Genomic DNA, 19,211 nt, shown 5'->3' with positions numbered 1-19,211 from the left:
ACGGGAGGGTGGGCGCGGCGGCCCGGGCACCGGTGGCGTGGGCCCGCTCGTAGTAGATCCGGGCGGCCGAACCGGCGGTCCCCGTCACCCAGTACAGCACCACGTCGGTGAGCAGCCGGTCCCGGTCCACGGCCTCCTCCGGCAGCTCCTCCGAGTCGGTCCACTCCCTGAACTTCTCGACGATCCAGGCGAGTTGACCGACCGGCGAGTCCGCGAGGGCGTACGCCAGGGTCTGCGGGCGGGTGGTGTGGAGGACGGCGTATCCGGTGCTCTCGCGCGACCACGCGGTCCAGCGGCGCCAGGACTCCAGGGTGTCCGCCCGTTCCTCCGGGCCGAGCGCGTCCAGCTCCTCGGGGGTGGGCTCGGTGAGGGCCTGAGCGCCCGGCAGCAGGTTGAGGTGGACGCCGACGACCCGGTCGGGGTGGGCGCGGCCCAGCTCGCGGGAGATCGCCGCGCCCCAGTCGCCGCCCTGCGCGCCGAACCGCTCGTAGCCGAGGCGGTGCATGAGTTCGGCCCAGGCGTCGGCGATACGGCCCGCCTCCCAGCCGGTGTCGGCCGGGGGACCCGACAGCCCGAAGCCCGGAATGCTGGGCACGACCACGTGGAAGGCGTCCGCCGGGTCGCCGCCGTGGGCCGCCGGATCGGTCAACAGGCCCACGATGTCCACGAATTCGACGATCGAGCCCGGCCAGCCGTGCGTGATGATCAGCGGGGTGGCGTCCGGTTCAGGGGAGCGGATGTGCGCGAAGTGGACGTTCGACCCGTCGATGGTGGTCGTGAACTGCGGCCACGCGTTCAGCTCGGCCTCGGCCGCCCGCCAGTCGTACTCGTGCCGCCAGTACCGCACCAGCTCCCGCAGGTAGTCCGCCGGCACGCCGTACGCCCAGCCCGTGCCGGGCAGCTCGTCGGGCCAGCGGACGCGGTCGAGCCGGGCGTGCAGATCGTCGAGGTCGGCCTGCGGGATGTCGATGCGGTACGGGTGGACGCTGTCTGCCTGCGGATACGTCATGGAGAGCGAGCCTAGTTGCGCACCCGGCATCGGCCACCTGGATTGTCCGGCCGCCCGACCGATGAGTTTCAGGGTGACGATCGGTCGATACAGATGACCGTGTTCGACGCCCCAGCAGCCCATGGAGGAACGCATGACCACCGACGGATTCACCACGTGTCTCTGGTTCGACGGCCAGGCCGAGGAAGCCGCCCACCTGTACGTGTCGATCTTCAAGAACTCCAGCATCGGCCGCGTCAGCCACTACGGCGAGGGCGCCCCGCAACCGGCCGGCTCGGTGCTCACCGTCGAGTTCACGGCCTTCGGACAGAAGTTCGTCGCGCTGAACGGCGGCCCGATGTTCAAGTTCACCGAGGCGGTCTCCTTCCAGATCCCCTGCGAGAACCAGGAGGACATCGACTACTACTGGGCCAAGCTGCTCGAAGGCGGCGGCGAGCCCGGCCCCTGCGGCTGGCTCAAGGACAAGTTCGGCCTGTCCTGGCAGGTCGTCCCCACCCGGCTGATCGAGATGATCACCGACCCCGACCCCGCGAAGGTCGCCCGTGCGACGGAGTCCTTCATGGCGATGGGCAAGTTCGACCTCGCCGCACTGGAGAAGGCCTTCGCGGGGGAGTGACTCGGCTATGTCGGTTGCGCCAGCGTCGCCACCTCGGCGGCGCTCAGCGCTCTGCCGTAGACCCGGAAGTCGTCGACCGCGCCCTTCAGGTACGGGTCGGCGTACTGCGAGCGGCCGACGTATCCGGCCCGGACATGGTTGCCGAAGCGGCGCGGCTCCACGGTGACGGCCGCGTTCCGGCCGGCTTCGACGCCGTCCACGTACAGGACGGCGGTCCCGTCGCCGTAGGCCACCGCCACATGCACCCAACGGTCGGCGGGCAGCGGCTCGGCGTCGATGCGCTGCTCGGCGCCCGCCCCGCCCGCGGTGATCGCGTACCGCAGGGTGCCGTCGCCGCTCAGCGGGGTCAGGAACATGTTGGCGGTGACGCCGGTGCCGAGGTCGAAGATCCGGCTCCAGGCGCCGGGCCGACCGTCCAGCCGGACCCACGTGGCGAGCGAGTACGCCGACGCACCCGCCAACAGATCCTCGGCGAGGGCGACATGACCGTCCACACCGTCCAGGGCAACCGCGCCACCGAGCCGGCCGTCCGCCAACCACGCGGCTCCGCCGACCAGTTGGGCCGTACGGCCGTTGCCCGTCGCGTCGGCCGCCGTCGTGCCCGAGGTCTCGTCGAAGCGGTGCCAGGCGGCGAACTCCGGTGGCGGGGGCGGGGGTTCGCCGGTCAGCCAGTACACCGAGTAGTGCTGGTGGTGGACGCGGGCGATCGGCAGCAGGGTCACGTCCGTGTCGTCCGCGCGGGCGGTGAAGCGCAGCGGGTCCGAGGACAACTGCCGTACGGAGTCGACGTCCAGGCGTGACAGCCAGGGGTCGGCCCGGTCGCCGAACGCCCCGGCCAGCACCACCGGACCGTGCAGCACCGCCTGTACATCGGGGTCGTCGGGGGTCGGCTCCACGACCGTGCGCATCGGCAGGGACACCTCGACCCGGTCGCCGGCACGCCAGGTCCGCTCCAGCGTGAGCCAGCTGCCGGGCTTCGGACGGTCGGGCAGCGCACGGCCGTTGAGGGCGGCGCGGGCACCGGAGGCCCAGGACGGGACGCGGACGCGCAGCCGGTGCCCGGAACGGCCGGCGATGACCGTCAGGGTGGTGGTGGAGCGGTCGGGGAAGCCGGTGGTCTGCCGCCAGGTGATGCCCCGCTCGCGCCAGACCACCTGCGAGGGGATGAACAGGTTGACCAGCAGGGCGTGTTCGTCGTGCGTGTAGATCGTGTCGGCGAACTTGGCGTGGGTCTCCATGCCGGTGCCGTGGTCGCAGGAGAAGTTGTCGTAGTCCGTGGAGTACACGTCCGGATCCGCGCCCATGAAGGACGGCTGGCGCTTGAAGGAACCCGGCGCCAGACCGGTGTAGTAGATGTTGAAGCCGTGCTCGGAGTCCGGGTCCTGCTCGCCCAACAACTGGTTGAACAGAGCCCGTTCGTAGAAGTCGAGCAGCTCGACACGGTCCGGGGTGTGGAGGTGCAGCAGCCGGGTCAGCTTGAGCATGTTGTAGCTGTTGCAGTTCTCGCAGGTGTTGTCGGACAACTGCCCTGCCACCACGTCCGGTTCGTGGAACGCCTCGCCGTTGCTGTTGCCGCCGATGACGTACGAGTGGTGGCCGGTGACGATCTCCCAGAAGTTGGCGGCGATCGTGCGGTACCGCTCGGGCAGCCCCTCCTCCCACAGCCGCAGCGCGCCGACCATCTTCGGGATCTGTGTGTTGGCGTGCAGCCCGGCGAGCCGGTCCTCGCCCAGCGCCAGCGGGTCGAACACCCGGGCGTGGGTGAAGCGTTCGGCGACATCGAGCCAGGCGGTGTTGCCGGTGAGGGCGTGCAGATCGGCGAGCACGTCGTTCATCCCGCCGAACTCGGTTTCCAGCACCCGCTGCATCCGCTCGTACGACAGCCCCGCGGTCCGCGCGTCGACCCAGCGCGCCTGCCGGAGCACCACGTCGAGGGCCTGCTCGTTCCCGGTCAGCCGGTACTGCTCGACCAGCCCCGCCATGATCTTGTGGATCGTGTAGTACGGCGCCCACACCCCGGTCCCGGCCTCCAGCCGGTCGAAGAAGCTCTCGGGGAACGCGGACAGATAGCCGGTGCGGAAACCGGCCGCGGGCGAGGCCGCCTGACACCTCGCCAGTTCGGCGACCAGGGTCCGGCCCTTGTCGCGCAGGGCCGTGTCGCCGGTGTTGGCGTACGCGAGCGCGAGTCCGGAGAGCAGATGGCCGGTGGAGTGACCGCGCAGTTCCACGTCGGGTCCCTCCCATCCGCCGCAGGGCTGCGCGGTGCTGGGCAGGCGGACGTTGGTACGGAAGGTGTGCAGCAGCCGGTCGAGGTCGACGAAGCGCAGATAGGCCGAGTTGCGGCGCTGGTTGTCCCGGAACGGGCTGTCCAGCAGGGTCACGGCGGTGAGCGGGAAGGGGCGGATCGCGGTGGGTTCGGCGGTGGCGCGGTCCGTGGCGGCGTACGCCGTGCCGTCCTTGCCGGTGAGGGTGAGGGCGGCCGAGGTGGCACCTGCGGCCGCGAGCAACTGACGTCTGCCCAGGGGTGGGGTCATCACCAATGTCCTTCGCATGTCGAGGAGTTGGGAGTCGGGCGGTGGTGTCCCTCCACCGCTCCACTCCGGTTCGAGATCCCGAAGGTCGTGCGACATGCTGTCCGCTGGACACGCTAGGCGCCCGCTGTGTGATGTCAACAGGGCGTGGAGGGACGGCAGTTGACGATGAGGCTGGGGATCAGGTGTCGCTGTCCAGTAGCAGTGCGTGCAACTCGGCGGCCCGCCGGGCCAGTTGCTCCGCCTGCTCGGCCCTGGCACGCGTGCGCGGCCGGGGCAGGGTGATGTCGAGGACCGTACGGATCCGGCCGGGGCGGGGCGTCAGCACCACCACCCGGTCGGCCAGCAGGACCGCCTCGTCGACGGAGTGGGTGACGAGGACGACGGTGGACGGATGCTCGCGGTGCGTCCGCTGCAACTCGGCGCACAACTCGTCCCGGGTGAGCGCGTCGAGCGCGGGAACGGCTCGTCCATCAGCAGCACCCGGGGCCGCTGCATCAGCGACCGGCACAGCGCCACCCGCTGCTGCATCCCGCCGGACAGTTCGTGCGGCAGCCGCCGTTGGAAGCCGTCGAGGCCCATCGCCTCGATCAGCCCCAGCGCCCGTTTCCGCGATCCGTCGCGCCGGTCGCCCGAGATCTCCGCAGGCAGCAGCACGTTGTCCAGCACGGACCGCCACGGCAGCAGGGCGGGCCGCTGGAAGAGGACGGCGCAGTCGCCGCGCGGCCCGGTGACGGCACGGCCGCCCATGAGCACCTCGCCCCGGGTCGGCACCGCCAGCCCGGCGATCAGCCGCAGCAGCGTCGACTTCCCGCACCCGGAACGCCCGACGACCGCCACGAACTCACCGTCACCGGCCTCCAGATCGATGCCCTGAAGCGCTTCGACACGGCCGCGCCGATGCGTGAACTCCTTGGACACACCCCGTAATTGGATCACGCGTCGACTCCCGTCGGCCGCCGTGCGCGGAATACCGAAAATCGCTCTGCTGGATTGTGGCATGCACGCGTACGATTTGCCGGATCGCGACCCCGGCGACAAACCCCCCACCGACTTCTGCTGTTCCCCCCACCCATTCCCCCTCAGGGGAGGTCGCATGATCCGCTCACACCGTACGGCGACGGTTTTCTGCGCGGCGGCCACACTGCTGGCCGCCGTGGCCTGCGGCTCCAACTCCCCGTCCAAGAGCAGGAGTTCGGCCGAGGACCAGCTCACCTATGTCACCGCCTTCGGTGCGGCGGGGCGGGACGCATTCGCCTGGGTGGCCGAGCAGAAGGGCTATTTCCGCCAGGCCGGAATCGATGTGAAGATCGAACTCGGAAAGGCCGCCGGAGAGAACCTCAAAGCCCTCGCTTCCGGAAAGGCGCAGTTCACCAGCCTCGACCTGACGGGTGCGATGATTTCCGCCGGAGCCAAGAACTCCACGGCCTATCGCGACTTCCGCGCGGTGCTCGCCGTCCACCAGCGCACGCTCGTCTCCATCATGGCGATGCAGGGCTCGGGCATCAGCACCCCGAAAGACCTCACGGGCAAAAGGATCGCCGCCGCCGCGAACTCCGTGAACCAGCTGCTGTTCCCCGGCTACGCCAGGCTCGCCGGCATCGACACCGCCGGAATCCACTGGATCGCCGTCCAGCCCGTGCAGTTGGGCCCGGCCCTCGCGAGCGGAAAGGCCGACGCGCTCAGCACGTTCCTGATCGGCCGCCCCACCATCGAGAAGGCCACCGTGCAGGCCCGGTCGAAGCACGTCGTCGTGTTCCCCTACAGCACCTGTCTGCCCGACCTGTTCGGCAACGCGACGGTCACCACGGCCTCCCTCGCCGCGAAGCAGCCGGACCTGGTCAAGCGCTTCCGCACGGCGCTGCTCAAGGGGCTGAAATACACGGTCCAACACCCGGACGAGGCCGGGAAGTTGCTGCACGCGAAGCATCCGGAGACGGACGCCACGGCGGCGACCCAGGAGATCGAACTGATGACACCGGCCGTGACGGCCGAGGGTGACGCGAACATCGGCATGATCACCGAGGCGCGGATGCGAGGCGCCCTCACCAGCCTGGAGAAGGCCGGTGTCATCCAGCCGGGGATGACACCGCAGGACGTCGTCGACTTCGCCGCCATGAAGTCGGGTTGACGGCCCGTGGAGACCCCGCTCTCGTACGTCTTCGACAACGACCATCCCGAAGCCGCCCACCGGCACGGCCAACTTCCCGCGATCCTGGACGAGTTCACGATCTCGCGGCTCTCCTCCCTCGGCGACCTGACCGGCCTGCGCTGCCTGGAGACCGGCGCCGGGGGCGGCAGCATCGCCGACTGGCTCGCCCGCGCGACGGGACCCACGGGACGAGTGCTGGCGACCGACGTCAACACCCGCCATCTGCCCGCGAGTCCGCCGTACGACGTGCTGGTGCACGATCTGGAGAACGAACAGGTGCCGGACGGCCCCTGGAACGTGATCCACGCCCGGCTGGTGCTGCTGCACCTGCCCGGACGGGAGGCCGTGCTCCGGAGGCTCGCGGCGGCCCTCGCCCCCGGTGGCGCGCTGGTGCTGGAGGACTTCGAGACGACCTTCCGCAAGATGGTGCTCGCGGCCCCGACCCCGCAGGCCTCCCAACTGGTCGACCTCTACCACGAGTTGCTCGTCGAGCGCGTCCTGCCCGCCCACGGCAACGACCCCACCTGGGCCGGCCGGGTGCCCGCCGCCATGCTGGAGGCGGGCCTGACCGACGTCGACACCGTGATCCACTCCCGGTCCTGGCCGGGCGGCACCGCGGGCACGCTGCTGATCGCCGCGAACATCGCGCAGGCACGCGAGGACTTCCTCGCGGCCGGCATGACGAAGGCCCAACTCGCCGAACTGGACCGGCTGGTGGCCGATCCCCGGCTGCTGGTGCGCGGCCACTTCACCTACTCGACCATCGGCCGCAGGCCCTCGGTGTGAGAACAGCACTGGCCGCCGGTGTGAGACGCGTCCTGTCGGCGGGCCCGCCGCTCTTGGCCGCTCTGTGCGCGCTCGCCGTGTGGTGGCTGGCGACCCTCGTCTTCGACATCCGTCCCTTCTTGCTGCCCGCACCCCCCGACGTCGTCGACGCCTTCGGCCGGCTGCCCGGCTATCTGCTGCGCCAGACCTGGCAGACGTTCACCGAGACGGCCGTCGGCTTCGGCCTGGCCGTCGGCGCGGGACTCGTGACCGCCGTGCTGCTCACCGCGTCCCGGGGCGTGGAGCGCGCGGTCATGCCGTTGCTGGTCGCGGTGAACGCCGTACCGAAGATCGCGGTGGCACCGCTCCTCGTGGTCTGGCTCGGCTTCGGCACGGCCCCGAAGGTGTTCATGGTGGCGTTGCTCGCCTGGTTCCCGGTGGTCGTGTCGACGATGGCAGGACTGACGTCCGTCCCCCTGGAACTGACCGAGCTGGCCCACTCCCTCACCGCGTCCCGCCGGCAGACCTACCGCAAGCTCCGCATCCCCTGGGCCCTGCCCCAGGTCTTCATCGGCCTGCGCCTCGGCGTCACCCTCGCCGTCGTGGGCGCGGTCGTCGGCGAGTTCGCGGGCGGCGACCAGGGCCTCGGCTACGTCATCGTGGCCTCCGGCGGCAACGCCGACACGCCCCTCGCGTTCGCCGCGATGGCCCTGCTCAGCGCCATGAGCGTGCTCCTCTTCTACGCCGTCGTCCTCGCGGAGCGGGCACTGCTGCCCTGGGCCCGCGAGACCACCGGCTGACCGACCCCTGCGCGCCTCCTCGTCGTAACCAGTGCGTTTCGGACGTTAATTTCCGCGCCCAAAGGGTTGGCGGGAAACCATCCCCTCGTTATCGTTCACGGACTTCACTCAATCGTTCCGCTGAACGAATAGCTGAACGAATAGCGACAAGGACGGTCGGTACATGTCCGACATCCACCACCTGGGCCGCCGGTCGGTGCTCACCGCGGGCCTCGCCTCGGCGGCGGCACTCGGCGGGTCCTGGCTGCTGACCGGCTGTGCCGGGGCGGAGGCCGCCCCCGTCCTGCCGGCCGCCGCCGCGAAAGGCGCCCCCGACCGCGGCGGCACGCTGCGCATCGCCAGGCCGCCCGCCTCCGACGCCGAGACCCTCGACCCGGCCAGCTCACTGTCCGCGTACGAGTACCTGGGCGCCCTCTACAACCGGCTCGTCCGCATCGGCACGAACGGCGAGCTGGCCCCCGACCTCGCCGAGTCCTGGGAACCCGACGCCAAGGCGAGCACCTGGACCTTCCGCCTCCGCAAGGACGTCGCCTTCCACAACGGCCGCGCCTTCACCTCCGCCGACGCCGCCTACACACTCCGCCACATCCTCGACAAGGCGACGGCCTCCCCGCAGGCCGCGGTCCTCGCCCCGCTCATCGACCCGGCCAAGCTGGGCACGCCCGACGCCCACACCCTCGTCGTCCCGCTGAAGAGCCCGAACGCCGAGTTCCCCAGCCTGCTGACGCACTACAACTGCTACGTCATCCCCGACGGCAGCGCGAAGTCCATCGGCCGCACCGGCATCGGCACCGGCCCCTTCAAGCTGGAGTCGTTCGCACCGGCGGGCCCCGGCCGCGTCACCGCGTACACGGACCACTGGGCGGGCCGCCCCGTCCTCGACACGATCGACTTCTACTCGGTCGCCGACATGTCGGCCCGCTCAAACGCCTTGCTGGCAGGGCAAGTCGACCTGCTCTCGCAGACCAACCTCGACTTCGCGACCGCCCGCGTGGTCGCCGCCTCGGACCGCGCCACCATCGCCCGCGTGAAGAACGCCCAGTGGTACGTCCTCCCGATGCTCACCACCGAGAAGCCCTTCACCGACGTCCGCGTCCGCCAGGCCATGAAGCTCGCCTACGACCCCGAGCACGTCGTGCAGGTCGCCCTCCAGGGCGCGGGCACGGCGGGCTGGGACAATCCGGTGCCGCCCAGCGACCCGGCCCACATCTCCGCGCACCCCAAGCACGACCCGGAGCAGGCGAAGTACCTGCTCAAGCAGGCGGGCCACGAGGGCTTGGCGATGGACCTCTACACCTCCTCCTACGACCCCCTGTTCACGCCGATGGCGCTCGCCTACCAGGACTCCGCGAAGCGGGCGGGCATCCGCATCAAGGTCAAGACGGCCTCCGCGGACTCCTACTACACACAGATCTGGATGAAGAAGCCGCTGATGGCCACCTACTGGTTCACGGGCCGCCCCGTCGACCAGCTCTTCACCCAGATCTTCCGCAGCGGCTCCTCGTACAACGAGACCGCCTGGTCCGACAAGGAGTTCGACGCGGTCCTCGACCGGGCCCGCGCCGAGCTCGACGACACCAAGCGGCGCGAACTGTACGGCGAGGCACAGACGTTGGTGATCGAGAAGGGCGGGGCGATGACCCCGATGTTCGCCGACCGGCTCGTCGGCATCTCCCGCAAGGTACGCGGATACGCCGAGCACGGCTTCGAGTTCGACTACCTCAACATCGGCCTGAAGGGAGCCTGACCATGCTCTCCTTCATAACCCGCCGTATCGCGGCGGCAGTTGGCACCCTCTTCCTCTCCTCCGTCCTCGTCTTCCTCGCCGTCCAGGCCCTGCCCGGCGACGTAGCGACGCAGATCCTCGGCAAGGACGCGACCCCGGACGCGGTGGCCGCCCTGCGCACCAAGCTCAAGCTCGACCAGCCCGCCTGGGAGCGGTACTTCGACTGGGTGGGCGGCGCGCTGCACGGCGACTTCGGCACATCTCTTGTCTCCGGCAAGGCAGTTGGCGGCGAAGTGTCCATGTACCTGGGCAACTCCGCCCTGATCGCCCTCGTCACCGTCCTCTTCGCGGTCACCGGCTCGATCGTCCTCGGCATCCTCGCGGGCCTGTACCGCGACCGCTGGCCCGACCACCTGATCTCCACCGTCAGCCTCGTCGGCATGAGCGTCCCCGAGTTCGTCGTGGCCACCGTCCTGGTCCTGTGCTTCTCGGTCGCCCTCCCGTGGTTCCCGGCGGTCGTCCTCTACGGCCCGGACGCATCGGTCGGTCAACTCCTGCCCGCCGTATGGCTTCCCGCCCTCGCCCTCGCCGTGGTGATGGCCGCCTACATCGTCCGCATGGCCCGCACCTCGGTCATCGACGTGATGGCCACCGAGTACGTCACCACCGCCCGCCTCAAGGGCCTCTCCACCTGGCGGGTCGTCACCCGGCACGCCCTGCCGAGCGCCCTGCTGCCCACCCTGCACGTCATCGCGCTCAACGTGGCCTGGCTGGTCGGCGGGGTCGCGGTCGTCGAGAACGTCTTCAACTACCCGGGCATCGGCAAGCTGATGCTCTCCTCCGTGCAGAACCGCGACCTGCCCACCATCCAGGCCGTCGCCCTGATCAGCGCGGTCGTCTACGTCGTCTGCAACCTCGCCGCCGACCTGGCCACCATGGCCCTCAACCCCAGGCTCCGCACCCGAGGGAGGACCCGATGACCACGCTCGCCACCGCCCCGACCCTGACCGCACGCGGCACCCGCGCCTGGCGCACCCTGAGCACCTCCCGCACGGCACTCGTCGGCCTCGCGATCGTCGCCGTACACGTCCTGATCGCCCTGCTGGCCCCGCTCCTCACCTCCTACGACCCCATCGCCAACGACGCCAACCACGCGCTGCTCGGCTCCAGTTGGAGCCACTGGGCCGGGACCGACCAGTACGGCCGCGACGTCCTCGCCCGCGTCCTCTACGGCGGCCGGTACGCCCTAGGCGTCTCCGTCGCCGCCACCCTCCTCACCGTCGCCCTCGGCACGGTCATCGGCTGCGCGGCGGCCCTGCGCGGCGGCTGGTTCGACGACGTACTGGGCCGAATCCTGGACGCGGTCCTCTCCGTCCCGTCGATCCTCGCCCTGCTCGTCGTGGTCACCGCCCTCGGCACCGGCCCGGCGGTCATCGTCCTCGCCGTCGCCATCGTCTACGTCCCGCAGGTCGTCCGCGTCGTGCGCGGCGCCGCCCTCGCGGTCGTCCCCGCCGACTACGTGACCGCGGCCCGCGCCAGAGGCGAGAGCACCTGGTCGATCCTGCGCCGGGAGATCCTGCCGAACATCACGGACGTGGTGTGCGTGGAGTTCGCGATGCGGGCCTCCTGGGTCGTGCTGCTGATCTCCTCGCTGTCGTTCCTCGGCTTCGGCGCCGACCCGCCAACTCCGGACTGGGGCCTGATGGTTGCCGAGAACCGCACCGCCATCACCGTCGTCCCGATGGCGAGCCTCGCTCCCATCATCGCCCTGGCCACCCTCGTGGTGGGGCTCAACCTCGCGGCCGACGGCCTGTCCAAGGCGTGGGGCGTCGACCGGATCAGGGAGGGCTCCTGATGGCCTCCATCGTTTCCGTCAACTCCCTGTCCGTGGCCTATCGTTCGGGCGGTCGGGACGTACCCGTCGTGCACCAGGTGTCGTTGGAAGTCGCCGAGGGCCAGACGCACGCGCTCGTCGGAGAATCCGGCAGCGGCAAGTCGACCGTCGCCGCGACCCTGCTCGGACATCTGCGGCACGGCTCCCGGATCACCGGGGGATCGGTGGAGGTGTCCGGCGCCGATGTATTCGCCCTGCCCGCACGGGAGTTGCGGCGGCTGCGCGGCGGCACGGTCGCGATGGTCGGCCAGAACGCCGGCCACGCCCTCACCCCCTCCATGCGTATCGGACGCCAGATCGCGGAGGCCGGCGGCGAGGTCCCCGTCGAGGAACTCCTCGAACAGGTCCGCCTGCCGCATCCCGCCGACCTGGCCCGGCGCTATCCGCACGAACTCTCCGGCGGCCAGCAGCAGCGTGTGGCCATCGCCATGGCCATCGCGGCCCGCCCCAAGGTCCTGGTCCTCGACGAGCCGACGACCGGTCTGGACGTCGTCACCCAGCGCAGCGTCCTCGACCTGATCGCCGCCCTGAGCGACGAACTCGGCCTGGCGGCCGTACTGGTGAGCCACGACCTCGGAGTCGTCGCGCACATGGCCGACGAGGTGACCGTCCTGCGCTCGGGCCGGGTGGTCGAATCGGCGCCCACGCGACAGCTGTTCGCCCGGCCCCAAGACCCGTACACCAGGCGCCTGTTGGCGAGTGTGCCGCGCCTCGACGATGCCGGTCTCGCGGTCGTCGGCGAGGCGGGGGAGCGGGAGGTCAGGCCGAAGGCCGAGGTGCCCGCCGACGCCCCGGTGGCCGTGTCCGCGCAGGACGTCACCATCGACTACGGCAGTACGCGTGCCGTGCACGGCGTCTCCTTCGACGTCCGGCGCGGCGAAGTCCTCGCCCTCGTAGGGGAGTCGGGCAGCGGCAAGTCCACCCTCGCGTGGGCCCTGGCCGGACTGCGCACCCCCTCCGGCGGCACGATGCGGCACGAAGACGGTGACCTGGCCCGACCGGCACAGCAGCGGCCGCTCTCCCTGCGCCGCCGGGTGCAACTCGTCTTCCAGAACGCTGACACCTCGCTCAACCCCCGCCGCTCCGTTGGCGACGCGGTCCGCCACCCCCTGCGCTTCTTCGGCACGGCGACCGACCGCACGGAGGCAGCAGAGCGGACCCGCCGACTCATCGCCGACGTACGGCTCGACCCGGCCCTCGCCGACCGCCTCCCCGCGCAGCTCTCCGGCGGTCAGCGTCAACGCATCGGTATCGCAAGGGCGTTGGCGGGCGAGCCTGATGTGTTGATCGCCGACGAGATCACCACCGCCCTGGACGTGTCGGTCCAGGCGGACGTACTCCGCCTCCTCGACGACCTCCGTCGTGAGCGCGACCTCGCCTGCCTGTTCATCAGCCACGACCTGGCCGTCGTACGAGGCATCGCGGACCGGGTTGTCGTACTGCGCCACGGAGTCGTCGTCGAAGAGGGCCCCACGGAAGCCGTGTTCGCCGACCCCCAACACCCCTACACCCGCCAACTCATGGCCGCCGCCCTCGAACCCGACCCCGACGCCCAGCCCTACGTCGACGACACCGCCGACTGGGCCGACGCGGCGGACGGCGACGACATCTGGACCGACCACGCCGACGACGGCCACCGCGTCCGGCGCTGGCGCCCCCTCAACGCCCCTGTGGCAGAAGGAATTCTGTGAAGTACCGCGAACAGTTCGAGCGCCGGGTCGTCCGCGAGGACGTCTGGATCCCCACCCGGGACGGAAGGACCCGGCTGCACGCCCGCATCTGGCGGCCCGATGACGCCGAGTCGGATCCCGTGCCCGCGCTGCTCGAATACCTCCCCTACCGCAAGAGCGACTGGACCGCGCCCCGGGATGCGCAGCGCCATCCCTGGTACGCCGGACACGGTTACGCCTCCGTCCGCGTCGACATCCGTGGGCACGGTGACAGCGAGGGCATGCCCGGCGACGAGTACGACGCCCAGGAGCTCGCCGACGGTGTCGACGTCGTCAACTGGCTTGCCGGGCAACCCTGGTGCACCGGCAAGGTCGGGATGTTCGGCATCTCCTGGGGCGGCTTCAACTCCCTCCAGATCGCCGCCCTCGCGCCCGAGCCGCTGAAGGCGATCGTCACCGTCTGTTCGACCGACGACCGCTACGACAACGACGTCCACTACACGGGCGGCGCCGTCCTCGGCATCGACATGCTCGCCTGGGCCGGCACCATGCTCGCCTTCGCCGCCCGCCCGCCGGACCCGGCGAGCGTCGGCGCGGACCGCTGGCTGCCCATGTGGCGCGAACGCCTCGACGCCCTCGAACCCTTCCTGCACACCTGGCTCGACCACCAACAGCGCGACGACTACTGGAAGCACGGCAGCGTCTGCGAGGACTACACCGCGATCGACGCGGCCGTCCTCGCGGTCGGCGGCTGGAACGACCCGTACCGGGACACCGTCCTGCGCCTCGTCGAGCACCTGCCCGGCGACCGCGTCCGGGGGATCGTCGGCCCCTGGTCGCACCAGTACCCCGACCGCGGTCTGCCGCCGGGCCCCGCGATCGGCTTCCTCCAGGAGACCCTGCGCTGGTGGGACCAGCACCTCAAGGGCATCGACACGGGCGTGATGGAGGAGCCCTTGCTGCGGGCCTGGATCACCGACCCGGTCCCGCCGGCGACGTCGTACGACGTACTGCCGGGCCGTTGGGTGGGGGACACCAAGTGGCCCAGCCCGACGGTCAGTTGGGACACACGGCCCCTCGGCACGAGCACTGACCCCGTCCCCGTGCGCTCGCCGCAGCACACCGGTCTCGACGCCGGGCGCTTCTTCCCCTTCGGGAACGCGAGCGACCTGCCGCCGGACCAGCGGGAGGAGGACGGCCGTTCGGTCTGCTTCGACTCCGAGCCGCTCACCGAGCGAGTCGAGATCCTCGGCCGTCCGCGCGTCCGGCTCCGTCTCGACAGTGCCGCCCCGCGCGCCCATGTCGTCGCCCGGCTGTGCGATGTGGCCCCGGACGGCTCGTCCACGCTCGTCACCCGTGGCGTGCTCAACCTGCTGAGCAGGCAAGGCCGTGACCGGGCCGTCGAGTGGACACCGGGGACGTACGAGGACGTCGAGTTCGAGCTGACCGGCATCGGGTACGCGATCCCGCCCGGCCACCGGATCCGGGTCGCCGTCTCCGACACCTACTGGCCGTGGGTGTGGCCGCACGGCGAGCGCGGGGAGTTGAGGGTCCTGCCGGCCGAGAGCTTCGTACAACTGCCCGTGCGCGGAAGGGGATCGGAGCCGTCGATCCGCTTCGAGGAGCCCGAGCAGGCGGTCCCGCTCGACGTGACCTACGACCGGCCCGCCGAGCCGACGCCCGAGCGGCTGGTCACGCACGATGTGGCCAAGGGGGAGTGGACGCTGGAGGTCGACCCCAACTACGGGGGTTCGCGGACGTACCCGGACGGGCTGCGCTACGAGGAGAGCGCGCGGGAGACGTACCGCATCCGGAGTGACGACCCGCTGTCCGCGCACGCCGTGTCGGAGTGGCGGATCCGGTTGCGGCGCGGGGACGACTACGACGCTGAGATCATGGCGCGGACGGAGCTGCGCGCCACGGCCGCGGACTTCGTCATGGACAGTCGCGTCGAAGCACGGGCGAACGGAGAGACAGTGGCCAAGCGCGCATGGCACCGCACCACCCCGAGGACGTCGGGATGACGGCCGCCAAGCCCCCGCAGGCCGCCAGGGCACCGCGCCGTGCCGTCGCAGCCGCCGACCGCACCCGGCAGCCCACCGAGGTGCGGCGTCGGCTGATCGTCGAAGCGGCCGTCCCGCTGATAGCGGAACGCGGTTACGCCTCGGTCGGCGTGCGGGACGTGGCCGCCGCCGCCGGGGTCTCCGTCGGTACCGTCACGTACCACTTCGGCAGTGTGCAGGAGATCCTCTCCGAGGCGATGGTGCTGCACATCGAGCGCTACTACGCCGAGTTGAACGAGGCCGCCGAGCAGGCGACCAGCGGGGCGGAGGCGCTGCGGCTGCTGGTCGACGCGCTGTTCACCGAGGACACCGACCGGCACTGGCGGATGTGGTTCGACTACTGGAACGCGGGCGAACAGGGCACCGACGAGGCCTTCAGCAGCGGGCAGGCCCGACGCTACGAGAGTTGGCACCAGCAGATCCGCGCGCTGGCCGAACGGGGCGTCGCCGACGGCGAGTTCCGCTCCGACGACCTCGACGGCTTCACGGTCCGCTTCGCCGCCCTCGCCGACGGCCTGGCCCTGCAACGGCTGCGCCAGGCACCCCCGTTGAGCACCGAGGACGCCCGCCGCCACCTCAACCGCCTGATCGAGACGGAGCTCGGGCGCCGATCACGCGGGTGATCTCCCTGGCCATGCGCAGGATGCCGGGGGAGCGGACCGGACACGGTCTCGGCGTCGAGGTCGTCGGTGCCAGGCAGAAGTGCAGGTAGTCGTCGTCCCGGTGGAGGGTCGTACGGCCGTTGCCGGGTTGGGTGCAGTAGTCGGGGTGGGCGCGCTCGTAGGCGGTGCACGGGAGGTATTGGGTCCACCTGTAGCGGGCGCCGGCGGGGCTCACGGCCTTGCCGGCGTCGGCGACGATGTCGCCCGTGGACCTGACCGATGTCCCGTAGAGCGCGTTCACCGCCCGGACGCGCTCGGGGGTGATCGGGTCCGGCCCCTGCAACACCCAGACGATCGTGGGCCGTTGGGCGCCCCCGGCTGCGGCGATCTGTGCGGTGAGCCTCCCTATGTCGGAGGCGTACCGCCGTAGATACGTCTGCCGGTCGGCGTCGTAGGTGATCCCGTCCATGCAGGGCGTGTAGCCCCACGCGTTGCCCCAGAACTGCAGGACCACGAAGTCCGGGTGCAGCGCGCGCACCAGCGCCGCCGCCTTGTCGCCGTCCGGCACCAGGGAACGCGCCCCGGTGCCCTCCAGGTAGTCGCACAGTGTGGTCCCCGAGTACGGGGCACTCGTGTACGTCGCGCCGAGCGTGCCGCGGAGTTCCCGCCCGAGCACCCGCTGGCTCTCCATCGCGAGGGAGTCCCCGAGATACAGCACGCCGGGCGCCGACTTCACCGGGGCCGCTGGGGCCTGTCGGTGGGTGGCGGTCGGTACCGAAGGGGTCGGCGGAGCGACCTCGGGTCCGGACGCCGGGTCCGTGCACGCGCCGAGCAGCACTCCGGCCAGCAGCACACCCACCAACCACGGCTTCCGCATACGGCGACTCCCGCCCCGGGCACCGGAAAACGGCTCCCCAGGCAAGCACAGACAGGGTGAAGGGGGAAGACGCCTCGCTACTCCAGGCGCTCCAGCAGGTCGAGCAGATCCGTCAGCGGGAGCGGCTTGGCGAGATGGGCGTCGAAGCCCGCCGTCCGGGACAGCGAGCGGTCGGTGCCCCGGCTGAAGCCGGAGACCGCGATCAGGCGCGGCCGGTCACCGTGCGGCCGGGACCGTACCGTACGGGCCACCGTGTAGCCGTCGGTGTCGGGCAGGCCCAGGTCGCACAGGACCACGTCGAAGACGTCGGACTCGGTCGCGGTGAGCGCGTCGGTGCCGGTGTGGACGGCGGTGACGTGGTGGCCCTGGCGTTCCAGGAGGGTGCGGTAGGTCGCGGCGAGGTCGGCGTTGTCCTCCACGATCAGGATGGCCAGTCGGCGTCGCGAGCGAGGGGGCGCGGACGGCCGTACCGGTTCCGGAGTCTTGTCGTCGGCGCGTGGCAGGAGCACCGTGAACGTCGCACCCCTGCCCGGCCCTTCACTGTGTGCGCCGATGCGGCCGCCGTGCAGTTCGACCACCGTGCGCGCGACCGCGAGTCCCAGGCCGAGTCCCTCGGGTGTGTTCGGGCCCGCCGGGGCCGCTCGCACGAAGACCCCGAACAGGTCTTCGGCCTGGGCGGGTTGGAAGCCTATGCCGTCGTCCCGCACGGTCAGCCGGGCCTGTTCGTCCTCGACCGTGAGCCGGACCTCCGTACGGCCGCCTGGCGGGGTGTACTTGAGCGCGTTGGACAGCAGGTTCGTCAGTACCTGTGCCAGCCGGAGGCGGTCCCCGTCGACCACAACGGGTGTGTCCGGCAAGGTCAGTTGAAGGGTGCGTTCCTCATGTCCGAACAGGCTCCGGATGTCGGCGCAGGCGCCCTCGACCACGGACCGTACGTCGACCCGCTCGGACACCAGCTCAAGACGGCCGGTCAACGCCCGTGTCCCGTCGAGGAGATCGTTGCTCATCCGCACCAGCGTGCCCAACTGCCGTTCCAGGACCGACAGTGCGGGACGGCCGCTGTCGGGCAGGTCGAGTGCGAGCAGTTCCACGGCCGCGCAGGCGGCGGCGAGCGGGTTGCGCAGTTCGTGCGAGAGCGTGGCGATGAACCGGTCCTTGGCCCGCTGCTCCTCCCTCAACTGCTGTCCTGCCGCGTCCAGTTCGGCGTTGGCGCGGCTCAGCTGCTCGTTGACCTCGCGGATCTCCCGGGCCCGTACGAACAGGTCGATCTCCATGCCCTCGGCCCGCATCTGCGCCTCGGCGGCGGCCCGTTCCTGCTCCCGGCCGACCCGGCGCAAGTGCACGAAGTCCGTGACGTCCTCGACCCGGTGGATGATGTGCGTGACCCGTCCTTCGGCGTCCAGGACGGGGGAGTTGACGGGACTCCAGTACCGCTCGGCGAAGCCGCCCGCCTCGCCGGTCGGGATGTCGTAGCGCTGCAGGGCCATGGTGTCCTTGCGGCCCGTGGCCACCACCGACTCCAGTGAGCGGCGCAGATTGGCGACGCCGTCGGCGGAGGGGTCGTCCGGGTTGTCGGGGAAGACGTCGAAGATGCGCTGCCCGACGATCGTGCGTTCCGTACGGGTGGCCGCGAGATACGCGCGGTTGACCTCGACGATGGTGAAGTCGGGGCTGAGCACCAGCAGCGGAGAGAGCGAGGAGTCGAAGAGCAGCCGGAAGTCGGGTGTGGCGAGGGGTGGCGACATGGCGGCTCTCAGAGGTCTCAGAGGTCTCAGGGGTCGAGGCGGTAGCCGTACCCGCGGACCGTGGTGATCCGGGGTGCGGGCGTGGGGAGTGCCGCGAGCTTTCCGCGCAGGCGGTACACGTGCTCGATCACGGTCGCGGGCTGCTGCCAGGCGGCGCCCCAGATCCGGTCGAGGACCTGCTCGGTGGAGAAGACCCGGCCGGGTGCCTCGCCGAGCATCTCCAGCAGGGCGTACTCCTTGGGGCGCAGGGTGAGGAAGACGCCGTCGGCGGACGCCTGGCGGGCGGCCGTGTCGATCCGCAGTGAGCCGACCTGGATCACCGCCGGGGTCTCCGGCGGCTGCGATCTGCGCAGTACGGCCCGGATGCGGGCCACCAACTCCCGCTGCGAGAACGGCTTGACGAGGTAGTCGTCGGCGCCGATCTCCAGGCCCGCCACCCGGTCGGCCTCCGCGCCCCGGCCGGTGACCACGATGACCGGGAGGCGGCTCGTGGAGCGGAGCGCGCGCAGGAGTTCCAGGCCGCTGCCGTCCGGGAGGCCCAGGTCGAGGACGGCGAGATCGATGCGGCTCTCGTGCAGGACGGACTTTCCGGCGCGGGCGTCCATGGCCCAGGTGACGGTGAATCCCTCGTGCTCCAGATAGGAACGGCACATCAGTGCGAAATCGGGCTCGTCCTCGATCAGTGCCAGGTGCGGACGCATCCCGCATCACCCGGCCCGACCTCGGCCCGCTCGTTGTGTCGCTGATGAGCGGGCGTTGAT

The 19,211-nt window shown here is 70.8% G+C and carries 17 protein-coding genes; 10 read left to right on the top strand and 7 right to left on the bottom strand.

Annotation, left to right across the window (positions count from 1 at the left end; translation table 11 throughout):
• On the bottom strand, positions 1-1,009 hold a 1,009-nt coding region (locus JHN45_RS25740), incomplete at its 3' end, for an epoxide hydrolase family protein (RefSeq protein ID WP_201050806.1).
• A 133-nt stretch (positions 1,010-1,142) separates the two neighbouring features.
• On the opposite strand from JHN45_RS25740, the gene JHN45_RS25735 reads away from it, so the two are divergent.
• Positions 1,143-1,625 carry a VOC family protein gene (locus JHN45_RS25735; protein ID WP_200712435.1) on the top strand — a complete coding sequence of 161 codons (483 nt, stop codon included), beginning with the start codon at positions 1,143-1,145 and terminating at the stop codon, positions 1,623-1,625.
• Between the two features lie 5 nt (positions 1,626-1,630).
• Here the strand turns inward: JHN45_RS25735 and JHN45_RS25730 are convergent, their stop codons facing one another.
• From JHN45_RS25730 to JHN45_RS25725, 3 genes are all read right to left on the bottom strand, one after another.
• Positions 1,631-4,159: a beta-L-arabinofuranosidase domain-containing protein gene (locus tag JHN45_RS25730; RefSeq protein ID WP_201050805.1), complete on the bottom strand. Its 2,529-nt coding sequence runs from the start codon at positions 4,157-4,159 to the stop codon at positions 1,631-1,633.
• A 178-nt stretch (positions 4,160-4,337) separates the two neighbouring features.
• On the bottom strand, positions 4,338-4,484 hold the full coding sequence (locus tag JHN45_RS54775; RefSeq protein WP_374195644.1) for a hypothetical protein: 147 nt from the start codon (positions 4,482-4,484) through the stop codon (positions 4,338-4,340).
• Positions 4,478-5,095 carry an ABC transporter ATP-binding protein gene (locus tag JHN45_RS25725; RefSeq protein WP_374195643.1) on the bottom strand — a complete coding sequence of 206 codons (618 nt, stop codon included), beginning with the start codon at positions 5,093-5,095 and terminating at the stop codon, positions 4,478-4,480. The genes JHN45_RS54775 and JHN45_RS25725 overlap by 7 nt, the downstream gene beginning before the upstream one ends.
• Positions 5,096-5,252: 157 nt before the next feature.
• On the opposite strand from JHN45_RS25725, the gene JHN45_RS25720 reads away from it, so the two are divergent.
• From JHN45_RS25720 to JHN45_RS25680, 9 genes are all read left to right on the top strand, one after another.
• Positions 5,253-6,287, top strand: a complete 1,035-nt coding sequence (locus tag JHN45_RS25720) for an ABC transporter substrate-binding protein (RefSeq protein ID WP_201050804.1) — start codon at positions 5,253-5,255, stop codon at positions 6,285-6,287.
• Between the two features lie 6 nt (positions 6,288-6,293).
• Positions 6,294-7,094, top strand: coding sequence for a class I SAM-dependent methyltransferase (locus JHN45_RS25715; protein WP_201050803.1), 801 nt, complete (start codon positions 6,294-6,296; stop codon positions 7,092-7,094).
• On the top strand, positions 7,091-7,873 hold the full coding sequence (locus tag JHN45_RS25710; protein WP_307783197.1) for an ABC transporter permease: 783 nt from the start codon (positions 7,091-7,093) through the stop codon (positions 7,871-7,873). The genes JHN45_RS25715 and JHN45_RS25710 overlap by 4 nt, the downstream gene beginning before the upstream one ends.
• Positions 7,874-8,036: 163 nt before the next feature.
• Positions 8,037-9,620: an ABC transporter substrate-binding protein gene (locus tag JHN45_RS25705; protein WP_201050802.1), complete on the top strand. Its 1,584-nt coding sequence runs from the start codon at positions 8,037-8,039 to the stop codon at positions 9,618-9,620.
• Positions 9,621-9,622: 2 nt separating this feature from the next.
• Positions 9,623-10,579: an ABC transporter permease gene (locus tag JHN45_RS25700; protein WP_201050801.1), complete on the top strand. Its 957-nt coding sequence runs from the start codon at positions 9,623-9,625 to the stop codon at positions 10,577-10,579.
• Positions 10,576-11,454, top strand: coding sequence for an ABC transporter permease (locus JHN45_RS25695; protein ID WP_201050800.1), 879 nt, complete (start codon positions 10,576-10,578; stop codon positions 11,452-11,454). The genes JHN45_RS25700 and JHN45_RS25695 overlap by 4 nt, the downstream gene beginning before the upstream one ends.
• Entirely contained in the window at positions 11,454-13,184 is a 1,731-nt protein-coding gene (locus JHN45_RS25690) for an ABC transporter ATP-binding protein (RefSeq protein ID WP_201050799.1), read from the top strand. Before JHN45_RS25695 ends, JHN45_RS25690 begins: the two co-directional genes overlap by 1 nt.
• Entirely contained in the window at positions 13,181-15,187 is a 2,007-nt protein-coding gene (locus JHN45_RS25685; RefSeq protein ID WP_201050798.1) for a CocE/NonD family hydrolase, read from the top strand. The genes JHN45_RS25690 and JHN45_RS25685 overlap by 4 nt, the downstream gene beginning before the upstream one ends.
• On the top strand, positions 15,154-15,849 hold the full coding sequence (locus tag JHN45_RS25680) for a TetR/AcrR family transcriptional regulator (protein ID WP_201050797.1): 696 nt from the start codon (positions 15,154-15,156) through the stop codon (positions 15,847-15,849). The genes JHN45_RS25685 and JHN45_RS25680 overlap by 34 nt, the downstream gene beginning before the upstream one ends.
• Here JHN45_RS25680 and JHN45_RS25675 read toward each other — a convergent pair.
• From JHN45_RS25675 to JHN45_RS25665, 3 genes are all read right to left on the bottom strand, one after another.
• Positions 15,803-16,705, bottom strand: coding sequence for an SGNH/GDSL hydrolase family protein (locus JHN45_RS25675; protein WP_201050796.1), 903 nt, complete (start codon positions 16,703-16,705; stop codon positions 15,803-15,805). The two genes, JHN45_RS25680 and JHN45_RS25675, sit on opposite strands and share 47 nt — an antisense overlap.
• Before the next feature lie 77 nt (positions 16,706-16,782).
• The gene (locus JHN45_RS25670) at positions 16,783-18,450 is read right to left on the bottom strand and encodes a hybrid sensor histidine kinase/response regulator (protein WP_201050795.1); all 1,668 of its coding nucleotides are present in this window, start codon (positions 18,448-18,450) and stop codon (positions 16,783-16,785) included.
• A 26-nt stretch (positions 18,451-18,476) separates the two neighbouring features.
• Positions 18,477-19,151 (bottom strand): response regulator transcription factor, encoded by a 675-nt coding sequence (locus JHN45_RS25665; RefSeq protein WP_200712425.1) that lies wholly within the window; start codon positions 19,149-19,151, stop codon positions 18,477-18,479.
• Between the last annotated feature and the right edge of the window lie 60 nt (positions 19,152-19,211).

Source organism: Streptomyces sp. MBT53 (assembly GCF_016654115.1).
Taxonomy (GTDB): domain Bacteria; phylum Actinomycetota; class Actinomycetes; order Streptomycetales; family Streptomycetaceae; genus Streptomyces.
The sequence above is the reverse complement of the archived record's forward strand: the minus strand, read 5'-3'. Positions and strand labels throughout refer to the sequence as shown.